Source organism: Pseudoduganella rivuli (assembly GCF_009674485.1).
GTDB classification, from domain to species: domain Bacteria; phylum Pseudomonadota; class Gammaproteobacteria; order Burkholderiales; family Burkholderiaceae_D; genus Rugamonas; species Rugamonas rivuli_B.
The window spans coordinates 15,965-39,160 of sequence record NZ_WKJJ01000020.1; the positions used below are offsets into that span (position 1 = coordinate 15,965).

The 23,196-nt window shown below is 64.4% G+C and carries 21 protein-coding genes; 4 read left to right on the plus strand and 17 right to left on the minus strand.

Annotated features, from left to right (window positions below; genetic code table 11):
* The first annotated feature begins 11 nt into the window (after positions 1–11).
* The 4 genes from astB (at position 12) to GJ700_RS26975 (ending at position 7,910) form a co-directional block, all read left to right on the plus strand.
* The gene (astB, locus tag GJ700_RS26960; protein WP_154379841.1) at positions 12–1,352 is read left to right on the plus strand and encodes an N-succinylarginine dihydrolase; all 1,341 of its coding nucleotides are present in this window, start codon (positions 12–14) and stop codon (positions 1,350–1,352) included.
* A gap of 224 nt (positions 1,353–1,576) precedes the next feature.
* On the plus strand, positions 1,577–6,310 hold the full coding sequence (locus tag GJ700_RS26965) for an NAD-glutamate dehydrogenase domain-containing protein (RefSeq protein WP_154379843.1): 4,734 nt from the start codon (positions 1,577–1,579) through the stop codon (positions 6,308–6,310).
* Between the two features lie 15 nt (positions 6,311–6,325).
* Positions 6,326–7,339 carry a succinylglutamate desuccinylase gene (locus GJ700_RS26970; protein WP_154379845.1) on the plus strand — a complete coding sequence of 338 codons (1,014 nt, stop codon included), beginning with the start codon at positions 6,326–6,328 and terminating at the stop codon, positions 7,337–7,339.
* Between the two features lie 61 nt (positions 7,340–7,400).
* Entirely contained in the window at positions 7,401–7,910 is a 510-nt protein-coding gene (locus GJ700_RS26975) for a DUF1993 domain-containing protein (protein ID WP_154379847.1), read from the plus strand.
* Here GJ700_RS26975 and GJ700_RS36300 read toward each other — a convergent pair.
* From GJ700_RS36300 to GJ700_RS27060, 17 genes are all read right to left on the minus strand, one after another.
* On the minus strand, positions 7,907–8,074 hold the full coding sequence (locus GJ700_RS36300) for a type II toxin-antitoxin system RelE/ParE family toxin (RefSeq protein ID WP_371868153.1): 168 nt from the start codon (positions 8,072–8,074) through the stop codon (positions 7,907–7,909). The genes GJ700_RS26975 and GJ700_RS36300 overlap by 4 nt on opposite strands.
* Positions 8,075–8,094: 20 nt before the next feature.
* On the minus strand, positions 8,095–8,340 hold the full coding sequence (locus GJ700_RS26985; protein WP_154379851.1) for a type II toxin-antitoxin system ParD family antitoxin: 246 nt from the start codon (positions 8,338–8,340) through the stop codon (positions 8,095–8,097).
* Positions 8,341–8,464: 124 nt separating this feature from the next.
* Positions 8,465–9,244 (minus strand): FRG domain-containing protein, encoded by a 780-nt coding sequence (locus GJ700_RS26990; RefSeq protein WP_154379853.1) that lies wholly within the window; start codon positions 9,242–9,244, stop codon positions 8,465–8,467.
* Between the two features lie 20 nt (positions 9,245–9,264).
* On the minus strand, positions 9,265–10,893 hold the full coding sequence (locus GJ700_RS26995; RefSeq protein ID WP_154379855.1) for a methyl-accepting chemotaxis protein: 1,629 nt from the start codon (positions 10,891–10,893) through the stop codon (positions 9,265–9,267).
* 16 nt (positions 10,894–10,909) lie between these two features.
* The gene (locus tag GJ700_RS27000) at positions 10,910–11,977 is read right to left on the minus strand and encodes a porin (protein WP_154379857.1); all 1,068 of its coding nucleotides are present in this window, start codon (positions 11,975–11,977) and stop codon (positions 10,910–10,912) included.
* Between the two features lie 98 nt (positions 11,978–12,075).
* Entirely contained in the window at positions 12,076–13,029 is a 954-nt protein-coding gene (locus tag GJ700_RS27005) for a PDR/VanB family oxidoreductase (RefSeq protein WP_154379859.1), read from the minus strand.
* Positions 13,030–13,050: 21 nt separating this feature from the next.
* Complete coding sequence (locus GJ700_RS27010; protein WP_154379861.1) at positions 13,051–14,067, minus strand: Rieske 2Fe-2S domain-containing protein; 1,017 nt, start codon at positions 14,065–14,067, stop codon at positions 13,051–13,053.
* A gap of 11 nt (positions 14,068–14,078) precedes the next feature.
* Entirely contained in the window at positions 14,079–14,303 is a 225-nt protein-coding gene (locus tag GJ700_RS27015; protein WP_154379863.1) for a recombinase-like helix-turn-helix domain-containing protein, read from the minus strand.
* Positions 14,304–14,315: 12 nt separating this feature from the next.
* Positions 14,316–15,278, minus strand: coding sequence for a VOC family protein (locus tag GJ700_RS27020; RefSeq protein WP_154379865.1), 963 nt, complete (start codon positions 15,276–15,278; stop codon positions 14,316–14,318).
* A 1-nt stretch (position 15,279) separates the two neighbouring features.
* Positions 15,280–16,761 (minus strand): aldehyde dehydrogenase, encoded by a 1,482-nt coding sequence (locus GJ700_RS27025; RefSeq protein WP_154379867.1) that lies wholly within the window; start codon positions 16,759–16,761, stop codon positions 15,280–15,282.
* Positions 16,762–16,780: 19 nt separating this feature from the next.
* Positions 16,781–17,581: an aspartate dehydrogenase gene (locus GJ700_RS27030; RefSeq protein WP_154379869.1), complete on the minus strand. Its 801-nt coding sequence runs from the start codon at positions 17,579–17,581 to the stop codon at positions 16,781–16,783.
* A gap of 9 nt (positions 17,582–17,590) precedes the next feature.
* A complete protein-coding gene (locus tag GJ700_RS27035) occupies positions 17,591–19,297 on the minus strand; it encodes a thiamine pyrophosphate-binding protein (protein WP_154379871.1) in 1,707 nt (568 codons plus the stop codon).
* Positions 19,290–20,099, minus strand: coding sequence for an SDR family oxidoreductase (locus GJ700_RS27040; RefSeq protein ID WP_503826568.1), 810 nt, complete (start codon positions 20,097–20,099; stop codon positions 19,290–19,292). Before GJ700_RS27040 ends, GJ700_RS27035 begins: the two co-directional genes overlap by 8 nt.
* Before the next feature lie 26 nt (positions 20,100–20,125).
* On the minus strand, positions 20,126–20,959 hold the full coding sequence (locus GJ700_RS27045) for an IclR family transcriptional regulator (RefSeq protein WP_154379875.1): 834 nt from the start codon (positions 20,957–20,959) through the stop codon (positions 20,126–20,128).
* A complete protein-coding gene (locus tag GJ700_RS27050; protein WP_154379877.1) occupies positions 20,943–21,866 on the minus strand; it encodes an alpha/beta fold hydrolase in 924 nt (307 codons plus the stop codon). The genes GJ700_RS27045 and GJ700_RS27050 overlap by 17 nt, the downstream gene beginning before the upstream one ends.
* A 3-nt stretch (positions 21,867–21,869) precedes the next feature.
* A complete protein-coding gene (locus GJ700_RS27055; RefSeq protein WP_229507273.1) occupies positions 21,870–22,409 on the minus strand; it encodes a cupin domain-containing protein in 540 nt (179 codons plus the stop codon).
* Positions 22,410–22,428: 19 nt separating this feature from the next.
* Positions 22,429–23,193, minus strand: coding sequence for an SDR family oxidoreductase (locus GJ700_RS27060; RefSeq protein WP_154379879.1), 765 nt, complete (start codon positions 23,191–23,193; stop codon positions 22,429–22,431).
* Between the last annotated feature and the right edge of the window lie 3 nt (positions 23,194–23,196).

Sequence of the window (23,196 nt, forward strand, 5' to 3'; positions counted from 1 at the left end):
AGGAAGAAACCATGCGCCCAGCACGCGAGTACAACTTCGATGGCCTGGTAGGCCCGTCCCACAACTATGCCGGCCTGTCGTTCGGCAACGTCGCCTCGTTCAACAACGTCAAGAGCGCGTCGAACCCGAAACAGGCGGCCCTGCAGGGGCTGGCGAAGATGCGCGCGCTGGCGCAGCGCGGTTTTGCACAGGCGCTGCTGCCGCCGCAAGACCGCCCGAATTTCCGTCTGCTGCGCAGCCTCGGCTTTACCGGCAGCGATGCGGACATCATTGCCAAGGCTTACAAGGAAGCGCCGGTGATCCTGGCGTGCGCGTATTCCGCGTCGCCGATGTGGACCGCCAATGCCGCCACCGTCAGCCCGTCGGCCGACACCGGCGATGGCCGCGTGCACTTCACGGCGGCGAACCTGAACAACAAGCTGCACCGCGCGTTCGAGCACCCGCAATCGGCCCGCGCGCTGCGCGCCATCTTCCACGACAAGCGCTATTTTGCCGTGCATGACGCGCTGCCGGGCACCCCGGCGTTTGGCGACGAAGGCGCCGCCAACCACACCCGCCTGTGCGCCGCACACGGCAAGGAAGGCGTGGAATTGTTCGTCTATGGCCGCGTGGAATTCGACGCATCGGCACCCGCGCCAACCCGCTACCCGGCGCGCCAGACGCTGGAGGCATCGCAAGCCGTGGCCCGTTTGCACGGCCTGGTGAGCGAGCGCACCGTCTATCTGCAGCAAAACCCGGACGTGATCGACCAGGGCGTGTTCCACAACGACGTGATCGCGGTCGGCAACGGCAACGTGCTGTTCCACCACGAACAGGCGTTTGCCGATGAAGCGGCGGGCCTGGCCCGACTGAAAGCCGCGATGGAAGGCGTGGGCGCCGAATTGCAGGCGATCCGCGTGCCGACCGCCGAAGTGTCGGTGCAGGATGCCGTATCGAGCTACCTGTTCAACAGCCAGCTGCTGTCGAAAGCCGACGGCAGGATGGCGCTGGTGATCCCGCACGAATGCGAGGAAATCGGCGCCGTCGACCGCTACCTGAAAGCCATGGTGGCATCCGGCGGCCCGGTCGATGAACTGATCCACTTCGACCTGCGCCAGTCGATGCGCAACGGCGGCGGTCCCGCATGCCTGCGCCTGCGCGTGGCGCTGACGGACGAAGAAGCCAACGCCATGCACCAGGGCGTCGTGATGACGGAAACCCTGTACCAAACTTTGGTCGGATGGGTGGAGAAACACTACCGCGATCATCTGGAGCCGTCCGACCTGGCCGATCCGCAACTGGCGTTGGAAGTGCACGCCGCACTGGAAGAATTGAGCCGCATCCTCGGTTTGCCCGGCCTGTACGAGTTTTAAGGCGGCGCATGCACGGCGGCTTCCGCCAAGGCTAGGCGCCCCCGGCGGAAACCGCCCTACGCGCAATACGGGTTTTGGTTGCCTTTAAGGCGGATTAGAAGCAGAATTCGACACCAAATATGGCAGCGGGGAGATCCCCCGCGCCGCCCCAGCATTCACCGCCGGCCCAGCCACAAGCTAATCCGGGCCAGCAGTAATACCTACAACGTATTGGAGAAGCAACGATGACACAAATGCCACAAGACCTGCGCAAGCAGACGCTGGACCTGATCAATGCGAACAAGAGCGCCGACAGCGGCCAGGTTTCCGCACTGATCGGCGCCTGGCTCGCTGCGATCGATGAAGAAGACCTGTCCGGCATCGCGCCCGACAGCCTGGTTCCCGTGCTGTGGGAAGGCTTTGCGCAAGCCTCCAAGCGCGAAGCAGCCGGTTGCGAGGTCACCAAATTGCGTTACGCGGATGGCCGTGGCGGCATGGCGACCGCGTTGCTGATCCTGAACGATGACATGCCTTATCTGGTCGACTCCATCGTGATGGCATTGCGCAAGCAGCGCTTGACCGCCAATGGCGTGCTCAACGCCGTGCTGCCGGTGACCCGCTCTGCCGATGGCGTGGCGACCAGCGTGGGTGGCGATGGCAAGGCTGAATCGTATGTGCTGGTATTGTTGTCGGAAGACTTGTCCGGCGCCGACCTGGGCGCGCTGGTGTCGCGCATCGAGATGGTGGCAAGCGACGCCGCTGTCGTGCGCCGCGACCTGGTGGCCATGCAAAACCAGCTGGACAAGGTCGGCGCTGAAGCCGCCGCCGCCGGCGGCGACGAAGGCAAGGAAGTTGCCGCTTTCCTGGACTGGGCCAAGACCGAAGGTTTCGAGCCGTTCGGCTACGCTTACTACAAGGTGATTCCAGGTGCGCGCGAACTGGAACGCGACATCCCGTCCCGTATCGGCGTGCTGCAGGATACCGCGCACCCGGTCTACGGCACCTGCCTGGCCAATATTCCTGGCGACTTCGATACGCTGTCCAAGCGCGCGCATTCGCTGTCGATCGTCAAGGCTGACGTGGAAGGCACCTTGCACCGCGACCAGGCGCTGGACTTCATCGGCGTACGCCACACGGATGCGCAAGGCGCCATCCTGGGCGAACACTGCTTCGTCGGCCTGTTCACCCGCGCCGCATCGATCACGCCGCTGGCCCGCATGCCATTTGCCCGTGGCCGTATCGCCCAAGTGCTGCAAATCGCCGGCGTGCGCAAGGAAGGCTTCCGCGCCGAGAAATTCGTGGAAATCCTGGAATCGCTGCCACGCACCGAAGCGATGGAAGCGGAACCGCAATGGCTGGCCGACGTGTGCGGCGCCGTCGTGTCGCTGTACAAGCAGCCACGCACCAAGGTCTTCGCGCGCCGCGACGTCTATGCCCGCCACCTGAACGTGCTGGTGTACCTGCCGCGCGAACGCTACTCGGCCAGCGTGGCCCATGCACTGGCCAAGGCCCTGCAACAAAGCTCGGGCGCCACCCACGTGTCGACGCAAACGCTGGTGGCCGACGGCCCGCTGGCCCGCGTATACCTGATCGCCCACGCGGCGCGCTACCCGCTGGACCTGGAAAGCGATATCCAGCGCCCGCTGCTGTCCGTACTGGACGGCTGGCACAACACGTTCTCCGCGCTGGCCGACGCTGAAAAAGAAGAATCCCGGCGCTCGGCGCTGCGCAAGCTGTGCGCGACCCTGCCGGTGGATTACGTTGCCGCCACCGCCCCGGCCGTGGCATATCACGACCTGGGCGCGCTGCTGGCGCAGTCCGAGGGTAACCGCGTGGCTGCACGCGTGGAACTGGGCACCACGGAAAGCCCGGCCACCACCATCCGCATGTACTCGGTGGACAAGGTGCAGTCGCTGTCGACGATCCTGCCTGCGCTGCACAATGCCGGCGTCGCCATCGACCGCGAACATACGTATTCGATCTCGCTGGCCGACGGCAAGCGCCACTTCGTCACCAGCCTGCTGGTGGACGCGGCCAGCGCCGCCAAACTGGCGCAACCTGGCGTGGCCGAAGTGGTGCAAGACCTGGTCACGTCGTTGTTCAACAACGAAGCGGAAGACGGCCGCCTGAACGGCCTCGTGATCGAAGGCGGCCTGTCGACGCGCCAGGTGCAACTGGTGCGCGCCTACATGAGCTACTGGCGCCAGGCCGGCGCCCGCTTCCAGGTGCGCTATGTGGCGGAAACCCTGCGCAAGCAGCCTGCCCTGGTGAAATCGCTGGTCGACGCATTCGAGCAGCGTTTCAACCCGGCCAACGATGAAGCCACCCGCGCCGCGGCAAAAGACAAGCTGGCGGAAATCAAGGCGGGCCTGGGCAAGCTGAATCATGCCGACACGGAAGAAATCGCGGCCGCCTACGTCGACCTGATCAACGCGACGCTGCGCACCAACTACTTCCAGAACAACCAGCAGGGCGACAAGATCATCTTCAAGTTCGACACCAGCAACCTGTCGCTGGTGCCGGAACCGCGTCCATTCCGCGAAATCTACGTGTTCTCGCGCCGCTTCGAGGGCGTGCACCTGCGCGGCGGCCCGGTCGCCCGCGGCGGCCTGCGCTGGTCGGACCGCATGGAAGATTACCGCACCGAAGTGCTGGGGCTGGTGAAGGCGCAGATGGTGAAAAACGCCGTGATCGTGCCGGCCGGCGCGAAGGGCGGTTTCGTCTGCAAGATGATGCCGAAAGACGCGACCCGTGAAGTGATCGCGGCCGAAGGCGAAGCAGTGTACCGCCTGTTCATTTCCAGCCTGCTGGAAGTGACGGACAACCGCGTGCTGGGCGATATCGTGTCGCCGCAGGACACCGTGTGCTACGACGGCAACGACCCGTACCTGGTGGTGGCAGCCGACAAGGGCACCGCAACCTTCTCCGACATCGCCAACGGCATCGCGGTCAAGCGCGGCTTCTGGCTGGGCGACGCGTTCGCATCGGGCGGCTCGAACGGTTATGACCACAAGAAGATGGGTATCACCGCCAAGGGCGCCTTCGAAGCCGTGAAGCGCCACTTCTACGAGATGGACCACGACATGAACACCACGCCGTTCACCGTGGTGGGCGTGGGCGACATGTCGGGCGACGTGTTCGGCAACGGCGTGCTGCTGTCCAACCAGATCAAGCTGCTGGCGGCGTTCGACCACCGCCACATCTTCCTGGACCCGAATCCGGACACCGCCGTGTCGTTCGCTGAACGCCAGCGCATGTTCGCGCTGCCACGCTCGTCGTGGGAAGACTACAACAAGGACTTGATCTCGCAAGGCGGCGGCGTGTTCCCGCGCTCCGCGCGTTCGATCGAACTGTCGCCGCAAATCCGCGCCGCGCTGGACATCGAAGAAACGTCGCTGACGCCGGAAGAACTGATGCACCGCATCCTGCTGGCGCCGGTGGACCTGTTCTACAACGGCGGTATCGGTACCTACATCAAGGCGTCGACCGAGACTCACGCGCAGGTGAAAGACCGCGCCAACGACAACATCCGTGTCAGCGGCAATGAATTGCGCTGCAAGATCGTGGCCGAAGGCGGCAACCTGGGCGCGACCCAGGCCGGCCGTATCGAATTCGCACTGGCCGGCGGCCGTATCTTCACCGATGCGATCGACAACTCGGCCGGCGTGGATTGCTCCGACCACGAAGTGAACTGCAAGATGTGGCTGGACGTCGAGATGAATGCCGGCAAGCTGTCGGAAACGGACCGCAACCAGTTGCTGAACGACATGACCATGGAAATCGAGCGCCTGGTCTTGCGCGACAATACCCAGCAAACCCGTTTGCTGGTGCGCGAACAGCAGGCGCAGGGCGAAGCCGCCGTGCAGGATGGTTATGCCGCGCTGATCGCCAGCCTGGAAGAAGAGGGCGCGCTGTCGCGCGAACTGGAGCAACTGCCTTCCGTGGCCGAACTGGCGCGCCGCAAGGCTGACGGCCGTGGCCTGACCACGCCGGAACTGGCGGTGGTGATTGCCAACGTGAAGAACCGCTACAAGCGCGTGCTGCTGGCATTGCCGCTGACGGATGAAAGCTGGGCTGAATCCGTGCTGCGCCCGTACTTCCCGGCGCAACTGGTGGCAACCCGCAAACCGCTGGCGCACCCGCTGGCCAACGCGATCCTGTCGACCGTGCTGGCCAACGAAGTGGTGAACCGCTGCGGCCCGCTGATGCTGCGCGACCTGGCGGCGGAACACAATGTCGATGAAACCGACGTGATCCTGGCATGGGCGCAGGCATGGACTGCCCTGAACCTGGCGCCGGTATTCGATACGCTGGATGCGGATGCGCTGACCGTGCCGCGTTCGGTGGCGACCAAGGTGGACGGCCGTACCCGCGTCATGCTGCGCGCGGTGATGCAGGGTGTGCTGTCGGTGCCGAGCGACCAGCTGCGCAATGGTAATAACCCGGGCAGCGGCCTGGCGGAACTGACCAAGCTGTTTGCCGATCCGGCCATGCTGCAATCGATGACGGCCAACGTGGAATCGGACGCCGATTCGGCCGCGCCTATCCTCAGCATGGAATTCGTTCAGGCGTGGAAAGCCGTCGATGCCATCGAAGGCGTGGCGGCATTCGTGTTCGCCGCCCTGTCGGTGAAACGTCCGCAAGGCATGGACTTGCCGTCCTTCCTGCAAGTGGGCATGGCCCTGCGCAGCCAGGCCGGTATCGACACCCTGGAACGCGGCCTGAAATTGCCTGCGCACACCCGCTCGCAAGAGCAGTTGCGCAGCTATGCCCAGCAAGCGTTGCGCCGTACCCAGCAACGCCTGCTGTCGCAAGTGCTGAGCCGCGCCACCAATGGCCACGATGCGGTGGAAGCGGTGGAACTGGTGACCAATACGCTGGGCTTGTCCGGCTATGCGGTATCGGCCGACCTGGAACAGGCAATGCTGGATGTGTGGGCGCTGTCTGAAGCAGTGAACGGTATCCCAATGGCGGCATAAGGCAGGGCAGCAACAATGCAGCAAGTGCAACAACAGCAACAGCTGCCGGAAGGCCTGGACCAATGCGTCCGGGCCTTCGCCACCGCCGACTTCACGGCGGTCGCGCAGCGTTTTTCCCACGCCGGCTTTGACGTTTCCCAGCCCGCCGATGGCGTGCTGACCATCCACAGTGACTCCGGCCACCAGCGCCCCGCGGTGCTGGTGTCGGTGGGCGTGCATGGCGATGAGACCGGTCCGATTGAAATCATGGCTTACCTGCTGGATGCGCTGTCGCGCGAACCGCAGGCGCTGAAAGTGGATTTGATGCTTTGCGTCGGCAACATCGGCGCCATCCGCGCGGGCAAGCGTTTCATCGATGCGGACTTGAACCGCATGTTCCGCACCGAACGCGGCACGCTGGCCGGTACGGCGGAAGCCGCGCGGGCCGATGAAATGATCGCCGTCACGGATGATTTCTTTGTCAACGCGGGGCCACAGCGCTGGCACCTGGATTTGCACACGGCGATCCGTCCGTCGCACTATCCGGCGTTTGCCATCGTGCCGGAACTGATCGAAGACAAGGCCCGCACCCGGCTGATTTCGTGGCTGGGACAGGCGGGCGTGGGCGCCGTCATCATGAACCCGAAGTCCGTCGGCACCTACAGCTATTACTCGGCCGAACACCACGGCGCGGCCGGCACCACGGTGGAACTGGGCCGCATCGGCACGCTGGGCCAGAACAACCTGGAACAGTTCGACGATGCGTCGAAAGCGCTCGACGCGCTCTTGCGCGGCAAAGCCGCTCCCGGCGATATCCGTGCGCCGCACGTGTACAACACGGCGCGCCAGGTGATCAAGTTGAGCGATGCGTTCACGATGGCCTTTGGCCGCGAGACGTGGAACTTCACGCCGCTGCGGGAAGGCGACGAGATCGCCCGCGACGGCGACACGGTCTACCGCGTGGAGCACCCGGAAGAGCTGGTGGTGTTCCCGAATCCGGATGTCAGGATTGGATTGCGGGCGGCGCTGATGGTGGTGCGCGTTTCATAGCGACGCCATACTTGCCGTGCAGGTGTAAGATGTGAACACGCCAACCTCTGGAGTTTCCATCATGTCCCTCACCATGTTCCAGGTTTCCGTTCCCGCCTTCCTGCGCGCCCTGAATGTGCTGTCCACTTTGCTGGCAAAAGGCGAAGAGCACGCTGCGGCGCACGGCATCATTCCCGATGTTTTACTTGGTGCCCGCCTTGCCGAAGACATGATGCCGCTGACCGCGCAAGTCCAGCGCGTCAGCGATACCGCAAAATTCTGCGTCGCCCGCCTGTGCGGTATCGACGCCCCCAAGTTTGACGATGACGAAGCGTCGTTCCAGCAATTGCAGGAACGGATCGCCAACACGGTGGCGTTCCTCAAGAGCGTCAATGAAAAGCAGTTCGCGGGCAGCGAGGCGCGCGAAATCACGCTGACGTTCGGGCCGTTCAGCCAGACGTTTACCGGGCAGGATTACTTGTTGACGTTCGTGCTGCCGAACTTCTACTTTCACGTGACGACGGCATATGACATTTTGCGGGCGCAGGGCGTGAAGATCGGTAAGCTGGATTATTTGGGCAAGTACGCTTAGATATGCCGGGATGCATCCATGCGCTCATGCAGGATGCGGACAACCGCAATGCCGTAATCGGTTACGCGGAAATAAATCATGTGGCGCTCAACGCGACTGCGGCGATATCCTGAGCGAATGTAATCGCAAGCTAAAGCCGCCATTGGAAATTGCGCCAATTTCAACGGCAGGGGTAAGACGATATTCAGCCACGAGAGGACCGCATGCGCTGCTTGAATGTATTGACGTCGAATGGGCGAGGCTCGCCGCTGGCCTCCCCTTCGGCTAAGGCGGCGCGGATCGTTTCGATCTCTGCGTTGCGTTCCTGCTCACGCCGGATCAGATCACGAATGTATTCGCTGTCGTTGGTATAGTGGCCCGCTTCAATCTGTGCTTTGATCCAGGTGTCTTGTTGATCCGTCAACGTGATGGTCTTACGTACCGTACCCATGGTCAATTCCCTTCAATGCATTGATAGTATGAAAAACTCATACTATTGGTGCATTTTAGCGCGAACTGGCTTCAATGTCGCGCGTTAGCGCGCTAGGCGGCGCTGCGGGTGGCATGGCAGGGCTTCAGGCCCCGTCCCCGGCTGGCCAAGCCATTTCCAGTTCCAGCCCGATCGAGCGGGCTAACCCGTCCAGGTCAGGGAACAAGGTCGCGCTGGTAATGTTCATCCGGTATAGCGCCCGCATTGCTTCTCCGCGCATGCGCTGCGGCAGTACGATTTTTTTCAGCAATACGCCGCTGTCGCCATAGAAGGCCAGGATTTCATCCAGCGCCTTGTCCAGCATACCCGGCACCACCAGTGTGCCGGATTGCGCCACCAGTCGCTTGTCCATTTCCGCCGGTTCTCCGGTCCAGATGATGGCGTTGGCATTGGGCAGGTATAGCTGTTCGAAATTTCCCGGTGTGCGCGGGTCGATATGTTCGCGCCCCATCTCAGGCTGGCCGTCAGGGGCCGCGCTCCACAGTCGTGGCGTGTTCAGCGCATATACGGCGGCATCGCATGTCGCCGATTCCAACGCAAAGAACGCCGCCACATAAGGCGACTTGGTGAAGTCCAGCAGCCGGGTAGGCGCGCCGTGGTGCTGCATCAGCGCCAGGCAGCGCAGCATGTTGTCGAGCCCCGGCATGTCGCCCAGGTAGTTGTGCGCCTTGCGCCGGAAAATGCGGATGGCGCGCTCTTCGCGGGCGCGCCACAGGGACTGGTTCGGGATGTATGCGTTCAGGTAGCGCGACAGGGACGTCAGCAGCGGCCAGCGCGCATCCTGCTGGCCGCGGAACGCCCACGCATCGAGCGTATCCGTCAGCGCCATGAATTCCGACCACGTGGCGATGCGTATTTCTTCCATCCGCGCCCTCCCGTTATTGATCACGCGGCCAGGCGGGGCAACCGCTTTTCCGCCGGTGCCACAGTTGCCGACAATGCTGCCGCTGCATGATAACCCGGTTGCGGCTCAAGCCTGAACACGCTAACCAATTGCACCAGCCCCGCCGCGCTTTCCTGCAAGGTTTGCGCCGCTGCTGCAGCCTGTTCCACCAGCGCCGCATTTTGCTGCGTGGCCTGGTCCATCATGGCCACCGCTGCATTCACCTGCGACAAGCCGCTGCTTTGCTCGGCGCTAGCGGCGGCAATGTCGCGCACGCAGTCCGCCACGTCCGACACGCTGTGTACCACGTCGTGCATGCTCGCACCGGCCTGCTGCGCCAGCTTGCTGCCCGATGCCACGCTGGCCGCCGACGTATCGATCAGCGACTTGATGTCCCGGGCGGCTGCGGCGGAACGCTGTGCCAGGGTGCGCACTTCGGACGCCACCACGGCAAAGCCCCGTCCCTGTTCGCCCGCGCGCGCCGCTTCCACGGCGGCATTGAGCGCCAGGATATTGGTCTGGAACGCAATGCTGTCGATGACGCCCGTGATATCGGCAATGCGGCGCGACGAGTCGCTGATGGCTTCCATCGTGTGCGCCACCTGTTCCACCACCTGGTTGCTGCCGCCCGCGATGGTGCTGGCGTGCCGCGCCCGTTCGCGCGCACCGCGCGCCTGGTCCGCATTGTTGGCGACGGTGGCCGACAACTGTTCCATGGCTGACGCGGTTTCTTCCAGCGATCCCGCCTGCCGCTCGGTGCGCTGCGATAAATCCATATTGCCCTGCGCGATTTCCGCCGCCGCGCCGGCAATCGCATCGGCGCCACTGCGTACTTCGGCGACGATGTTACGCAGGCTGCCATTCATGTCGTGCAGCGCCTGCAGCAACTGGCCGGTTTCATCCCGCCGCTGCGTACCGGAAGAAGTCTCCCTGCATAAATCGCCGCTGGCGACGGCGCGCGCCACCCGCACCGCGTCCCGCAGCGGCCCGGTGATGGAGCGTGTCACCAGCACGCCGCAGGCCACGGCGGCAACGCAGGCCGCCAATGCCAGCATCATGATGTGCATGCGTTTCTCGCCATACAGCGCCGCCGCATCCCGCCCGCTTTTTTCCATCAGCTTGCCGCCACCATCGAGGAATCCCTGGATGCGCTTCGTATAGGCCTGCTGATCATTGCGCAGCGATTCCATCAGCAGGGCGGTGGCGTCCAGCGTGCCGCCCGTGGACGCCATGTCCATGAACTTTTGCTGGCCCGCCAGGTACTTCGCGCGCAGCGCCATGATCTCCTGGTGCGCCTTGCGCCCGGCATCGCTGGACAGGCGCTTTTCCAGCGCCGCCAGCGCCACCGTGATGCGCTGTTCGCCCGCCTTGATGGCGGCGGTTTCCGCCTGCACGATGGCCGGATTATCGGCCAGCAGGATGTTGCGCATGGCGATCGCGTTTTCGTTGACGGTCACCAGTAATTCCGTGGCCCGCACCACTTGCGGATAACGGTCGTCGACGATGTGCGTGGTGGCCTGGTTCAGCGAAGCCAGGCTGCGCTCCGCCACCAGTACGATGCCGCCCAGCAGTGCGATCACGATACCGAAGCTGGCGCCCAGGCGTACGCCGATTTTCAGGTTGCCCAACATGATGCCGGCCCCGCGCTCAGAACAGGTGGTGGATGCCGATGGTCGTCACCAGCTGGCTGTCGCCGGCGGCCACGCCCGTATTGTTCTGGATCGCGAATTTCGCCGCGCCGCCCGCGTTCTGGTACGCCGCCTGCACGTAGAATTCGGAACGCTTCGACAGCGCATACACGTGGCTGACGCTGAACTGGTCGTATTTCGCGGCGCCCAGCTTGGAGCGGGTATAGCCGAAGTTCAGGGTGCGCACGTCCGCATAGCGCCATGCGGCGCCCAGGTCGATGTTCTTTTGTTTGAACGACGACGTGGGTAAATCCACCGTGCTTTGCGTGTACAGCGCATTCAGGCGCCATGCGCCGGCCGTGTAGCCGCCGCCCGCCGCCCACGTGGTGAGAGAGTTGAACACGGTGCCCGCGTTGCCCAGGCCCAGCGACCCGAGGAACGTGCCGGCATAACCGGCCGCGCGGTCGTTCTGCTTGCTGTACGCCAGCGCCAGGCGCAACGGGCCGTTGACGTAATTCGCGCCCGCACTGGTGTTGCGGCCCTTGCTGGCGCTGCCCGCCACTTCACCGAAACCCACCATCGCGCTGACGGTCAGGCCGGACATGGCCGGCGACGTGTAGCGCACCGTGTTGTTGAACTGGTAGGTGTTGGCCAGCGTGTCCAGGTTCCCCGGGTGGAACAGGTAAAAGTTCGTCAGCTGGAAGCCGTTGCTCAATTTGCCCGCGTAGTCGAATACGATGTCCGGCATGTTGCCCAGGGTGACGGCGCCAAAGTCGCCGGACAGGCCCACCGTCGTATAGCGGTTGAAAATCTTGCTGGCGTTGGTCGACGCGCCCGTGTCGGTGGCGAAGCCGCCTTCCAGCTGGAAGTTGGCTTTCAGGCCGCCGCCCAGGTCTTCCACGCCACGGAAACCGAAGCGGTCCGGCTGCATCGTGCCCTGGTCGACGCGCTGCACGGATTTTCCGGCCACGTCGTTGACGTAGGCGACGCCGGCATCGAGGCTGCCGTAGACGGTGACGTTGCTCTGCGCATGGGCGGCACCGCAGGCAATGGTCATGGCGGCGATGGCAAATTGGTGCTTTTTCATGTGTACTCCCTTTGTTATGGGCGGCCGAAGCCGCGTCTTATGAATAAAACGTCTGTCGCATCATTTGAATTGTTGGCCCGTGCCGGGCCGCGGGGGCGTTACAGGTCGAGCACGAGGCGCTGACCCTTGCATCCGGAGACGCACACCATCATGGTCTTGCCCGACTCGCGTTCCGCCTTCGTCAGCACGCCGTCGCGGTGGTCCGGCGTGCCATCGAGCACGGCGGTTTCACACGAACCGCACACGCCTTCGCGGCAACTGTGGTCCACGTCGACACCGGCTTCCAGCAGCGCGTCGAGCAGCGATTTCCCGGCTGGCACCAGCACCATTTTTTGCGACTTCGCCAGGCTGCATTCATACGCGCTGTCCTGTTTGATGACAGGCGGTTCCGCGGCGGCAAAGCGTTCGATATGGATGTTGGGCAGGCCCAGTTCCTCTCCCAGCTGTTCAAAGGCGTTGAGCATCGGCGTCGGTCCGCAGCAATAGAAATGCGCCGCGGGAGATTTCGACGCCAGGTAGCCGCGCAGGTCGGGCGGGCTGCCGGCTTCCTGGTCGAAGTGCATCAGCACGCGGCCATCCTGCGCCAGTTGCCCGACAAAGGCGGCTTCCGTGCGGCTGCGCGCGCAGTACAGCAACTCCACGGATTTGCCGAGGCGGCGCAACTCGTTGAACATGCACAGGATCGGTGTGACGCCGATGCCGCCGGCAATCAGCACCGTGTGCTCCGCCGCTTCCTCCAGCGGGAAGTTGTTGCGCGGGCGGCCGACCTGGATGGTCGAACCCACGCGCAACTGTTCGTGCACGTAACGCGAGCCGCCACGGCTGTTGCGGTCATTCAAAACGCCAATCACGTAGCGGTTGCGCTCCATCGGCGAATTCCACAGCGAATAGCTGCGCACCACGCCGTTCGGCAAGTGCAGGTCGATGTGGGAACCGGCCGAAAAGGCCGGCAATTCATCGCCTTGCGGCGATACCAGTTCGACGCTGACGATGCCTTGCGCTTCGAAGTGCATGGCCTGTACGCGCACGGTGATTTGTTGGCTGTTGCTCATGGCGGCTGCTCCCGATCTTGATTACTGTTCCGCGGCGGCGATTTGCGCCTTGGCGAGGCTGCGCAGGTGGCGGCGCAGGCGCACGATACCCATGTCGTGCTGGTACAGCATTTCACGCTGGTTGGCGTCCGGCTCCATCGCTTCCAGGATTTCGCGGTCCTGTTCCAGCACGTGCCAGTGGCGCGCTTCCAGGCGGTTCTTGTACAGGAAGCGCCACGTGTCGCGCTGCCAACCCTCCACCTTGCGCACGCGCCAGAAGAACACGGCGGTGGCGTTTTCCTCGATCGGCGCATAGCCGCCGATGATGATGAAGTTGCCGCCAGGGCCGCCGGTCTTCGGATACGGGATTTCCAGGCGCATCCACTGAATACCGGTTTCCGCATACTCGGTCCAGTCGAAGTTCACGCCGCGCTGGCCTTCCTTCTCGAACACGAAGCCAGTGTCCGTGTCGCGCACGCGGAACGCGGCGGTCGATTCGCCTTCCGCCATCGAGTGCGACTGCTTGTGCAGGAAGGTGCCGTGCATCGGGTCCAGCACGTTGTCCAGCACGTAGCGGTAGTCGCCATTCCATTCCGCGTAGCACAGGAAGTTCGAGTATTCGCCGCCCGTCAATTCTTCCGGCAATTGCAGTGGTGGCGGCTCGTCCACGTCCTTGCTGGCGTTGTAGAGGAAGATGGCGCCGGCCGCTTCCTGCACGTGGAAGCGGCGCGTGGCTTTCGCGCCTTCCAGTTTGCAGCCAGGGCTGCCCGGCACGCTGGTCACCACGCCGTCAAAGCGCACCTGTACGCCGTGGTAGCCGCAGGCGATGCGGTCGCCCAGCGCAATGCCTTTCGACAGCGGTGCGCCCCGGTGCGGGCAATGGTCTTCCAGCGCATGCAGCTTGCCGTTCGGTTCGCGCCACAGCACGAACTTGCGGCCCAGGCGGCGCAGCGACACGGGTTTTTCACCGACAAAACCGATCGGGCAGATCGGGTACCACAAGTCTTTCAGGCCTGCTGCGAGGACGGCGTCGACTGGATCGTTGGCTACGGTTTTCATGGCATCTCCTCTCAGCATTCGGCAGCCAGGCGCGCAATGGTGGCCTGGTAATTTTGTTCAGTCCATTCGCCCTGGCCGGGGAAGTTCGGGCCGGTGCGGTTCAGGTAAGCGACCAGCGCCGGCAGCGTGTCGATGCCGGAGGCAAAGGCGCGCTCGATGGCGTCGCCCAGCAAGTCTTCGAAGGCGGTCGGTTCGCGCAGGCGCGCCTGGTGCACAGTCAGGTAACGTTGTTGCATGATGGTCTCCTTTTAAGATTTTTTATCGGTGAGGAATTTGCCGCCGGGCGCATCCGCATTCTTTTGGCGGCGGGTATTGCCGTCGATGCCGCCGTCGATCGCCCATTCCGCAAACACGGTGGGACCCGGCTCGAATTCGCGGGCTTCCCATGCTTCATCGAGCTGGTCTTCATCCGCGTAGTATTCGATCAGGCCGCCGGCGGGATTCTTGAAGTACCAGAAATACGCGGACGAAATCGGATGGCGGCCCGGTCCCAGTTGCGTGTCCCAGCCCTGGCGCGACATGTGCATGCCGCCGCCAAACACTTCGTGGATGTCACGCACCGAAAATGCAACGTGGTTCAAGCCCGCTTTCGGGTTCGGTGTTTGCAGCAGGAACAAGTCGTGGTGGCCGCCTTTCGGAGCGCAGCGCAGGAACGCGCCCCGCGCCGGATAGCGGTCCGACGGTACGAAGCCAAAGTTTTCGCAGTAGAAGGCTTCGCATGCCGCCACGTCCGTGACGAAAAACACCACGTGGCCCACTTCGATCGGCGCGGCGCGCTCATAGGCGGGACTGCGCTGGTTCAGGCGGGGGCGCTCGTTCCACGTATTCATTTGCGCGCACTCGACTTGCACGTCGCGCTTTTTCGTCACCTGGAAGCGCACGGCCAGGCCGTTCGGGTCCGTGCAGCCGACACGGCCGCCGCCCGTCACGAAGCCGGGCAGCGCGCGTGCACGGTTGCCGATATGGTCGAGCGCCGCCTCGGACGCCACGCCCCACACGACTTCGCGCAGGGTAGGGCCTTCTTCAATCGCGGGCGGCAGCGCCGGGTCGTCCGAACGGCGCACGACGATGCGGCAACCGTTCATGGATTCAAACGACAGCAAGCCTTCGTTTTCTTCCACCAGCTGCAAGCCCCAGTCCGAGAAGAAGGCCTTGCATGCGGCCAGGTCGTCCGCGCCGTAAGTGATTTCATCGATTCCTAAAACGTCCATGTCATTTCCCCTGCGCCCATTGCAGCGGCATGTCGTTCATGCCCCAGTAGACGCTTTTCTGTTCCATGTATTGCAGGATGCCGAGGCGGCCCTTTTCGCGGCCCAGGCCACTGTCGCGCCAGCCGCCGAACGGCGTGGCGATTGAAAACTGCTTGTACGTGTTGATCCACACGGTGCCGGCCTGCACCGCGCGCGCAAAGCGCCATGCCTTCTTGTAGTCCCGGGTCCAGATGCCCGCCGCCAGCGCATACACGCTGTCGTTGGCCTGGCGGATCAAGTCGTCCTCGTCGTCGAACGCCATCGCCACCAGCACGGGGCCGAAAATCTCTTCCTGGCAAATCCGCATGGTGTTGTCGACGTTTTCAATGATGGTCGGCAGGTAGTAATTCCCCTTGGCCAGCGCCGGGTCTTGCGGACGCATGCCGCCGGTGCGCAAGGTGCCGCCTTCGCGCAAGCCAAGCGCCACGTAGGATTCGATGCTGTCGCGGTGGCGCGCCGTGATCAGCGGACCCATTTGCGTGCGTTCGTCGGCCGGGTCGCCCACGCGCAGCGCGGCGGCGCCGGCGGCCAGCTTTTCCATGAAGGCGTCGTAGATGCCGCGCGCCACGAACAGGCGGGAACCGGCGATGCAGGATTCGCCCGACGAACTGAAGATGCCGTACAACACGCCTGCCACCGCGTGGTCGATATCCGCATCGTCAAACACGATGGTGGGGGATTTGCCGCCCAGTTCCATCGATACCGGCATCATCTTGTCGGCGGCAATATGGGCGATGTGCTTGCCCGTGACGGTGCCGCCCGTGAACGATACGCGCTTGACCAGCGGGTGCACGGTGATGGCGTCGCCCAGCACGGAACCCTTGCCGGGCAACACGCTGATCAAGCCATGGGGCACGCCGGCCGCGTAGCAGATGCGCGCCAGTTCCAGCGCCAGCAGCGGCGTGATTTCCGCCGGTTTCACCACCACGGCATTGCCTGCCGCCAGTGCGGGCGCCATCTTTTGCGCTTCGCTGGCAATCGGCGAATTCCATGGCGTGATCGCGGCCACCACGCCCATGGCTTCATACACGCTCATGGTCAGCTGGTCGCCGCGTGCCGGCGTGATGGTTTCTTCCAGCGTTTCGCAGGCGGCGGCAAAGAACTGGAACGTGGCGGCGGCGCTGGCCACCAGCGCGCGGCATTCCGTGATCGGCTTGCCATTGTCCAGGCGCTGCAACTGCGCCAGGTCTTCCGCCTCGTCGCGGATCAGTTGCGCCACCTTGTGCAGCACGGCGGCGCGTTCATGCGGCTTGCGTTGCCCCCAGCCACTGGTGCGGAATGCGCGGTCCGCGCCTTCGATGGCTTCCTGCACGTCCGCCAGGCTGGCGGCATGCAGATGCGTGACGGCTTCGCCGGTGGCCGGGTACAGGGTCGCATAGCGGTCGCCGCCGCCGAGGCGCCATTCCCCCGCGATGCAGATGGGTTGAGTGACAGATAAGTCCATAATTTTTCTCAATTCGTCCTCAGATCGACAGCGCGTGCGCGCGGTTGTTCAGGGCGCGCACCACGCTGTACACGGTCAGCGCGGAAGTTTTCGGATTGGCCGCCAGCGGCTTGCCGCGCATCGTCAGTTCCAGCCCGCCGAATGCGCCGGCCGCTTCCACGTGGTGTACGTTTTCCGTCACGGCGGGATCGGCCAGCAGGCGCACCTGCGTGCGGTCCAGGCCCAGGCCCGCCAGCGACAGGGTGGCCGCCACATTGGCGTTTTTCGGATACAGGCGCGCCGCTTCGCGGGCGCTGCCTTCGAAAATCACGGCCGCCTGTTCCAGGTGATCCAGGTCGACCAGCTTTTCAGCGGGCGTATCCTTCCATGCACCGGGCGGCTTGCGGCCCGTGTACACGACGGAATCCAGGCCGCCGATGCGGGCCGCGGCCAGCGCATCGATGGCGCCGATCGCGCCGGACAGCAGTTGCACCTGGGTCTTGCCGCGCTGCGCCGCCAGTTCCAGCTTTTCCGCCAGGCCCGGTTCGGACAGCGCGCCCACCGACACCACCATGCACGGAATACCCGATTCCAGCGCAGGGATGATGTGTTCTTCAATCGCGCGGTGGCCCGCGCATTCGATCAGCAAGTCGGGCCGCGAACCGTTCAGGCCCACACCGACCCTGGCGTGCGGCGCCAGTTCGCGCACGGTGGCGCCGGCGGTGTCCAGCGCGGCGGCCGGCACGATCACGAGGTCGAACACGACTTCCGGATCGCTTTTCAGCAGCTCCATCACGCCGACGCCGATGGCGCCGCAACCAATCATCGATACATGCAGCATGGCGGCTCCTTATGCGGCGACTGGCGCCTGGGATGACGCGGCGGCCTTGGCCGGTTCCGCGGCTTTCACGGGCGGACCGGCAAACGCGGTCTTGAAGCTGCCGATCGACAGCATGTCGATCTCCAGCAGGAACGGGCCCGGTTCGGCATTCGCCTGTTTCAGCGCGCCCGCCACGTCTTCCAGGCGCGAGATGCGCGCATGGCGCAATTGCAGCGCGTGCGACAGTTCCGCGTAATCCGGCGTGTGCAGGTCGACATAGTGGCGGCGGCCGCCGTACTGCACGTCCTGGATATTCTTGATGACGCCATACCCCTTGTCGTTCATCAGCACGATGACCATGTCCGCCTTTTCCTGCACCGCCGTGGCCAGTTCACCCAGGTTCAGGATGAAGCCGCCATCGCCGGCCAGCGTGTACGTCTTCTTGCCGGAGCCCGTCACGGCGGCGCCGACGGCGGCGCCAATCCCCATGGCCAGGCCCTGGCCGATACCGCCGCCCAGCGCATGCACGCCGGCCAGCGGATCGAAGATGCGCAGGTAGCGGTTGCCCCACGTGCTGTTCGAGACCGTCACGTCGCGCACCCAGTTGAAGTGGCGGCCGGCGGCTTGCTGCAACTGTTCCACCAGTGCGCTGTATGGGCCCAGGCCATCGACCAGGCCCGCCACGGCGGTGTCGCGCGCGGCCTGCAAGTCGCCGATGAAACCGGGATCCACCTGCATTTGTCCCTCGAGGCGGTCAGCCAGTCCGGCCAGGGTCAGTTCCGCATCGCCGCACACGAAGTAATCGCTCTTGTAGCAGCGGCCCTCGGCGGCGGGATCGGCATCGACGCGGTACAGGGGGCGCGGCAATTTCAATTCGTACTTCAAGGTTTCATTGCCACGCAGGCGGGAACCCACCACCACCATCGCGTCGCAATCCTGGTAGAACGATTCCACCGGCTTGTGCAGGTTGAACGCGCCCAGCGAATAGGGGGCGTCTTCCGGCACCACGCCGCGGCCCTGCGTGGTGGTGACCACGCCGAAGCCCAGCTTGACCAGGCGCGCCACCTGCTTTGCCGCGCCGCGCGAACCGCCGCCCAGCCACAGCATCGGGCGTTTGGCTTTCTTCAGCTGCGCCGCCAGTTCGTCCAGCGCGTGCACGGACGGTTCATTACGCTGGATCGGCAGCGGTTTCAGGTCGGCCGGCATGTCGATCAACGCGGCCTGGATATCGATCGGGATTTCCACGCTGACGGGACCCATCGGCGGCGTCAGGGCGATTTGCACGGCCTGCTTCACGGTCGACAGCGCGGTGTCCGTGCTGCGGATGCGGAACGCGGCTTTCGACACGGCTTTCAGCATCGTCAGCTGGTCGGGCGCTTCGTGGATGTACGACAGGCTCTGGTCCAGGTACGGGGTTTCGATCTGGCCCGTCAGGTGCAGCAGCGGCGTGCCGGCCGTCAGCGCTTCGACCATGGCGCCGGATGCATTGCCCGCCGCCGTGCCGGTGCTGGTCAGGCAGACGCCCAGGCCGCCCGTGGTGCGGGCATAGGCATCGGCCATGTTGGCGCCGCCCGCTTCGCCGCGCGCCGGCACGAAGCGGATCTGCCCGCGTTCGCCGAAGGCGTCCAGGATCGGCATGTTGTGGATCGAGATGACGCCGAAGGCAGCCTTCACGCCGCATTGTTCGAGGAAGGCTGCAATGGCGCAGCCGACGGTGATTTTGTTCGAGTTAGACATGGCGCGAAAGCCCTCCAGAGATGTCGATGTGACTGCCAGTGGTATAGGAAGAAAGTGGGGAAGCAAGGAACAGGATGGCGCGCGCGGCTTCTTCCGGCAGGCCGAGGCGGCCCAGCGGAATGTGCTTTTTCCGCGCCAGGCGCTGGCTCCATTGCGTCCAGTCGAGGTCTTGTTCGTCGGCGGGACGCGCATCGAAGCGGCGGCGCCATTGGCCCGATTCCACCAGGCCGATCAGGATGCCGTTGACGCGCACGCCGCTCGCGGCGAATTCCGTGGCCAGCGAACGCACCAGATTGGCCACGCCGGCGCGGGCGGCGGACGTCGCCACCATGTGCGGTTCCGGTTGCAGTGCCAGCAGCGAATTCACGCAAACGATGGCCGCATTGGCGCCCGTCCCGGCTTGCGACTGCAGTTGCGGCAGGAATGCGCGGGTGGGGCGGATGATGGAAAAGAATTTCAATTGCAATTCTTCCGTCCACTCTTCGTCGGTGGTGTCGGCAAACGTCGACACGCGGCCCTGGCCTGCATTGTTGACGAGGATGGAGGCGGCGCCCAGTTCGGCTTGGACGCGGTCGGCAAAGCCGGCCACCTGTTCGGCGTCGAGCACGTCGCAGGGCTGCGCCAGCAGGCGCGCCTGGGGGTACGCGGCGCGCAGCGTGGCGGCGGCGCTGTCGAGCCGCTGCGTATCTCGGCCGCACAGGGCCACGGCGGCGCCGGCCTGCAGCAGCAATTCCACGGTCGCGTAGCCGATGCCGGACGAGCCGCCCGTCACCACGGCGACCTTGCCGGATAAGTTGGTCATAGCGTTAGTCATGGCGCTGGACATGATCAGTTTCTGAACATGTTGACGACTTTGCCGTCATCGGCCGGCGCATGGTCCAGCAGGCGGGAAAGTTCGGCGGCCGACATGCACACTTGCGCCACCATGTAATCCAGTTCGTTGGCCGCGATGTGCGGCTCCGGAATGGTCACGCCGAGTGCCGCCACGACCTTGCCGCTGTGGTCGCGCACCGGCGCCGCCACGGTGCAGATGCCGCGCTCGAAGAAGCCTTCTTCCTGCACGTAGCCGCGTTCGCGGTCGGCCTGCACCATGTTGAACAAGTCCAGCACGGTTTTCGGCGTGTTTTCCGAATACACCTTCAAGTGCTCTTCCGGATACAGTTCCCGCAGTTGCGGCAACGTCATGTCTTGCAGCAGCACGCGGCCCAGCACCGTGGCGTGGGCCGGCAGGCGGGTGCCGACGTTGACGGAACTGATGAATGGCGCCGGCATCGTGGACTTCGCCACGTAGACGATGGAGCGGGTATCGCGCACCACCAGGCAGGTCGAGTACTGGATATCTTCGCGCAGGCGTTCCAGCAGCGGGCGGCCGATTTCCGTCAATTCCAGTGACGCCAGGTATTCGAAGCCCAGGCGCAGCACCGCCATGCCCAGCTTGTAATCGCGGCCGCCTTCGTTACGTTCGACAAAGCCCATGCGTTCCAGCGTGGCCAGCAGGCGGAATACCGTGGAGCGTGGCACGTCCAGGCGCTTGGCCAGTTCCGGCGCGGACAGGCTGCGTTCATGGCGGCTGAATTCGCACAGCAGGCGCAAGCCGCGTTCCAGGCCTGGCACCGTGTATTTGTCGGCGCCGTCATCGTCTTGTTCAGGCTTGTTGTTCATGGTTTTCCTTCGTGGTTCGGTTCAGGATGGCGTGCGCCACCGCTTCCGGTTGTTCGACATAACAGGCATGGCCGGCGTTCGCGACGAGGCGGAACGGCAAGCCGAATTGCGTGGCCACCGTGCGGCTGTCTTCCGGGGTGGTGATGGCGTCATCCGCGCCGCACCACACCACACCCGCCAGGCTTGCCGGTGCATAGTTCTCGATCGCGTCGCCGCACAGCAGGTGCACGGCCTGCGTATAGCCCGCGGCGTGCAGTTGCGCCATGTTCCAGCGCACCCAGTCGCGCTGCGCCGCACTGGCGTGATGCGACAGCAGCCGGCCGGAGCGTTGCGTGGCCATGCCGGGGATACCCAGTTCGCCCAGCGTGGACAGCCGCTCGTGGGCCACCTGCGCGCCTTGCGCCAGGCGTGCCGCGCAGCCATAGCCGCGCGCGGGGCTGACCAGCACCAGCCGATCCAGCGTGCCGGCATACGCTTGCGCGTAGGCGGCCGCCATCATGGCGCCCAGCGAATGGCCCACCAGCGTGCAGCGAAAGATGCCAAGCGCCAGCAACAGTTCGCGCAGGCGGGCCGCGTACGACGCGGCGCCGGGACGGGCTTGCGCCAGCGTGGCCGAGGCGCCATAGCCGGGCGCGTTCCATGCAATGATGCGGGCGCCGGGCGCCTGTTCCGCCAGCGCCACGGCGCAGTGCAGCCACGATGCCGCGCCGGAACCGATGCCGTGCAACAGCACGAACACCGGGCCGTCTTCGGCATGGCCGCCGGTGAACTCGCGGTACGAAACCGCGCCTGCCGCCGTGTGGGCCGTGCGCTGCGGGAAGCGGTGTTCCAGCGTGGACAGGGCCTGCTGCAGGCTGTCCGCTTGTGGCGGCACGGTGGAAGATGCGGTGGCGATGGCAGTGTTCATGGTTTAGTTCCGCTTGATCTGCGCCAGCGGGTGTTCCGGCGGATAGGTTGGCGTGACCGGCTTTTGCGCGCCCAGCATCACGCACATCAGTGCATCTTCTTCGCCGACGTTGATTTCTTCGCGGTACACGCCGGGCGGAATCGATACCACGTCGCGGTCCGTCAGGATGGTTTCATAGCGTTCGCCATCCTTTTCCAGCACCAGTTTCAGCTTGCCGCGCAAGACAAAGAACACTTCTTCCACGTCGACGTGCAGGTGCGACGGGCCTTCGTGGCCGGCCGGGATGATCATGGTGGAAAACGTGAAGTGTTCCGACGGGATGGTCGACGTATCGCTGGCGACGCCGGTGCCGCCCGTGCCGATATAGCGCATTTGCGCGCGGGCGTATTTCGGATCGTAGTCGGCCTGGAACTTCAGCGCATTCCAGTCATACTTGCGGGTCTCGAAGCGGGCGATGCGGGTGTTCATCCATTGTTCGAACGATGCGCCTTCAGGGCGGTCCCAGCTGCGTTTGACGTTGGCAATCATTTCGTTTGCGGACATGTTGGTTTTCCTTTGATGATTAATTCATGACGAAGCCGCCGTTGACGGCAATCACCTGGCCGGTGATGAAGCGCGACAGGCCGGACAGGGCGAACAGCACGGCGCCCGTGACGTCTTCCGGTACTTGCAGGCGCTGCAGCGCGCGGCCATCGTGGTAATGCTGGTAACGCTGTTCCGGCACGTATTCGGTGGCTTCCACTTTCGTGAGGCCCGGCGCGACGGCGTTGACGGTGATGTTGTGCTTTCCTTCTTCGCGGGCCAGCGAGCGGGTCATGCCGATGATGGCGCCCTTGCTGGCGACATAGGCCAGCAGGTTGGGCGCGCCCCACAGCGGCGTGTCGGACGCCAGGTTGACGACGGCGCCGTTGCCGGACGCGCGCAGGGCCGGCAGGCAGGCATTGGTCATCAGCCACGTGCCCCGCACGTTGACGTCCATCACGCGGTCCCACAGCGCGATGTCCAGCTGTTCCGACGAACGGCCGCCGGAGTTCGTGATGGCGGCGTTGTTGACGAGGCCATCGAGGCCGCCCAGCTTGGCGATGGCGGCGCTGGCGCAGGTATCGATGCTGGCGGGATCGGCCATGTCCAGCGTGAAGCCGTGCACGGACAGGCCCCGTGCCTGCAGCGCCGCCACGCTTTCTTCCAGCACGTCGGTGAGGATGTCGGCCATCGCCACCTGTGCGCCGGCTTCGGCGATCGCGGTGGCGAACGCCAGGCCCAGGCCGCGCGCGGCGCCCGTCACGAAGACTTTGCGGCCGGCCAGCAGTTGAACGTTGTCAGTCATTTC

Excerpts from the sequence above, each read along its gene's own strand:
- GJ700_RS27020 (WP_154379865.1), bottom strand. The coding sequence starts at position 15,278 with ATGGACGTTTTAGGAATCGATGAAATCACTTACGGCGCGGACGACCTG.
- GJ700_RS26970 (WP_154379845.1), top strand. The coding sequence starts at position 6,326 with ATGCAGCAAGTGCAACAACAGCAACAGCTGCCGGAAGGCCTGGACCAA.
- astB (WP_154379841.1), top strand. The coding sequence starts at position 12 with ATGCGCCCAGCACGCGAGTACAACTTCGATGGCCTGGTAGGCCCGTCC.
- GJ700_RS27035 (WP_154379871.1), bottom strand. The coding sequence starts at position 19,297 with ATGTCTAACTCGAACAAAATCACCGTCGGCTGCGCCATTGCAGCCTTC.
- GJ700_RS27010 (WP_154379861.1), bottom strand. The coding sequence starts at position 14,067 with ATGAAAACCGTAGCCAACGATCCAGTCGACGCCGTCCTCGCAGCAGGC.
- GJ700_RS26965 (WP_154379843.1), top strand. The coding sequence starts at position 1,577 with ATGACACAAATGCCACAAGACCTGCGCAAGCAGACGCTGGACCTGATC.
- GJ700_RS27000 (WP_154379857.1), bottom strand. The coding sequence starts at position 11,977 with ATGAAAAAGCACCAATTTGCCATCGCCGCCATGACCATTGCCTGCGGT.
- GJ700_RS27015 (WP_154379863.1), bottom strand. The coding sequence starts at position 14,303 with ATGCAACAACGTTACCTGACTGTGCACCAGGCGCGCCTGCGCGAACCG.
- GJ700_RS26985 (WP_154379851.1), bottom strand. The coding sequence starts at position 8,340 with ATGGGTACGGTACGTAAGACCATCACGTTGACGGATCAACAAGACACC.
- GJ700_RS27045 (WP_154379875.1), bottom strand. The coding sequence starts at position 20,959 with ATGAACAACAAGCCTGAACAAGACGATGACGGCGCCGACAAATACACG.
- GJ700_RS27050 (WP_154379877.1), bottom strand. The coding sequence starts at position 21,866 with ATGAACACTGCCATCGCCACCGCATCTTCCACCGTGCCGCCACAAGCG.
- GJ700_RS27060 (WP_154379879.1), bottom strand. The coding sequence starts at position 23,193 with ATGACTGACAACGTTCAACTGCTGGCCGGCCGCAAAGTCTTCGTGACG.
- GJ700_RS26990 (WP_154379853.1), bottom strand. The coding sequence starts at position 9,244 with ATGGAAGAAATACGCATCGCCACGTGGTCGGAATTCATGGCGCTGACG.
- GJ700_RS27040 (WP_503826568.1), bottom strand. The coding sequence starts at position 20,099 with ATGACCAACTTATCCGGCAAGGTCGCCGTGGTGACGGGCGGCTCGTCC.
- GJ700_RS26975 (WP_154379847.1), top strand. The coding sequence starts at position 7,401 with ATGTCCCTCACCATGTTCCAGGTTTCCGTTCCCGCCTTCCTGCGCGCC.
- GJ700_RS27030 (WP_154379869.1), bottom strand. The coding sequence starts at position 17,581 with ATGCTGCATGTATCGATGATTGGTTGCGGCGCCATCGGCGTCGGCGTG.
- GJ700_RS27055 (WP_229507273.1), bottom strand. The coding sequence starts at position 22,409 with ATGTCCGCAAACGAAATGATTGCCAACGTCAAACGCAGCTGGGACCGC.
- GJ700_RS26995 (WP_154379855.1), bottom strand. The coding sequence starts at position 10,893 with ATGTTGGGCAACCTGAAAATCGGCGTACGCCTGGGCGCCAGCTTCGGT.
- GJ700_RS27025 (WP_154379867.1), bottom strand. The coding sequence starts at position 16,761 with ATGGACTTATCTGTCACTCAACCCATCTGCATCGCGGGGGAATGGCGC.
- GJ700_RS27005 (WP_154379859.1), bottom strand. The coding sequence starts at position 13,029 with ATGAGCAACAGCCAACAAATCACCGTGCGCGTACAGGCCATGCACTTC.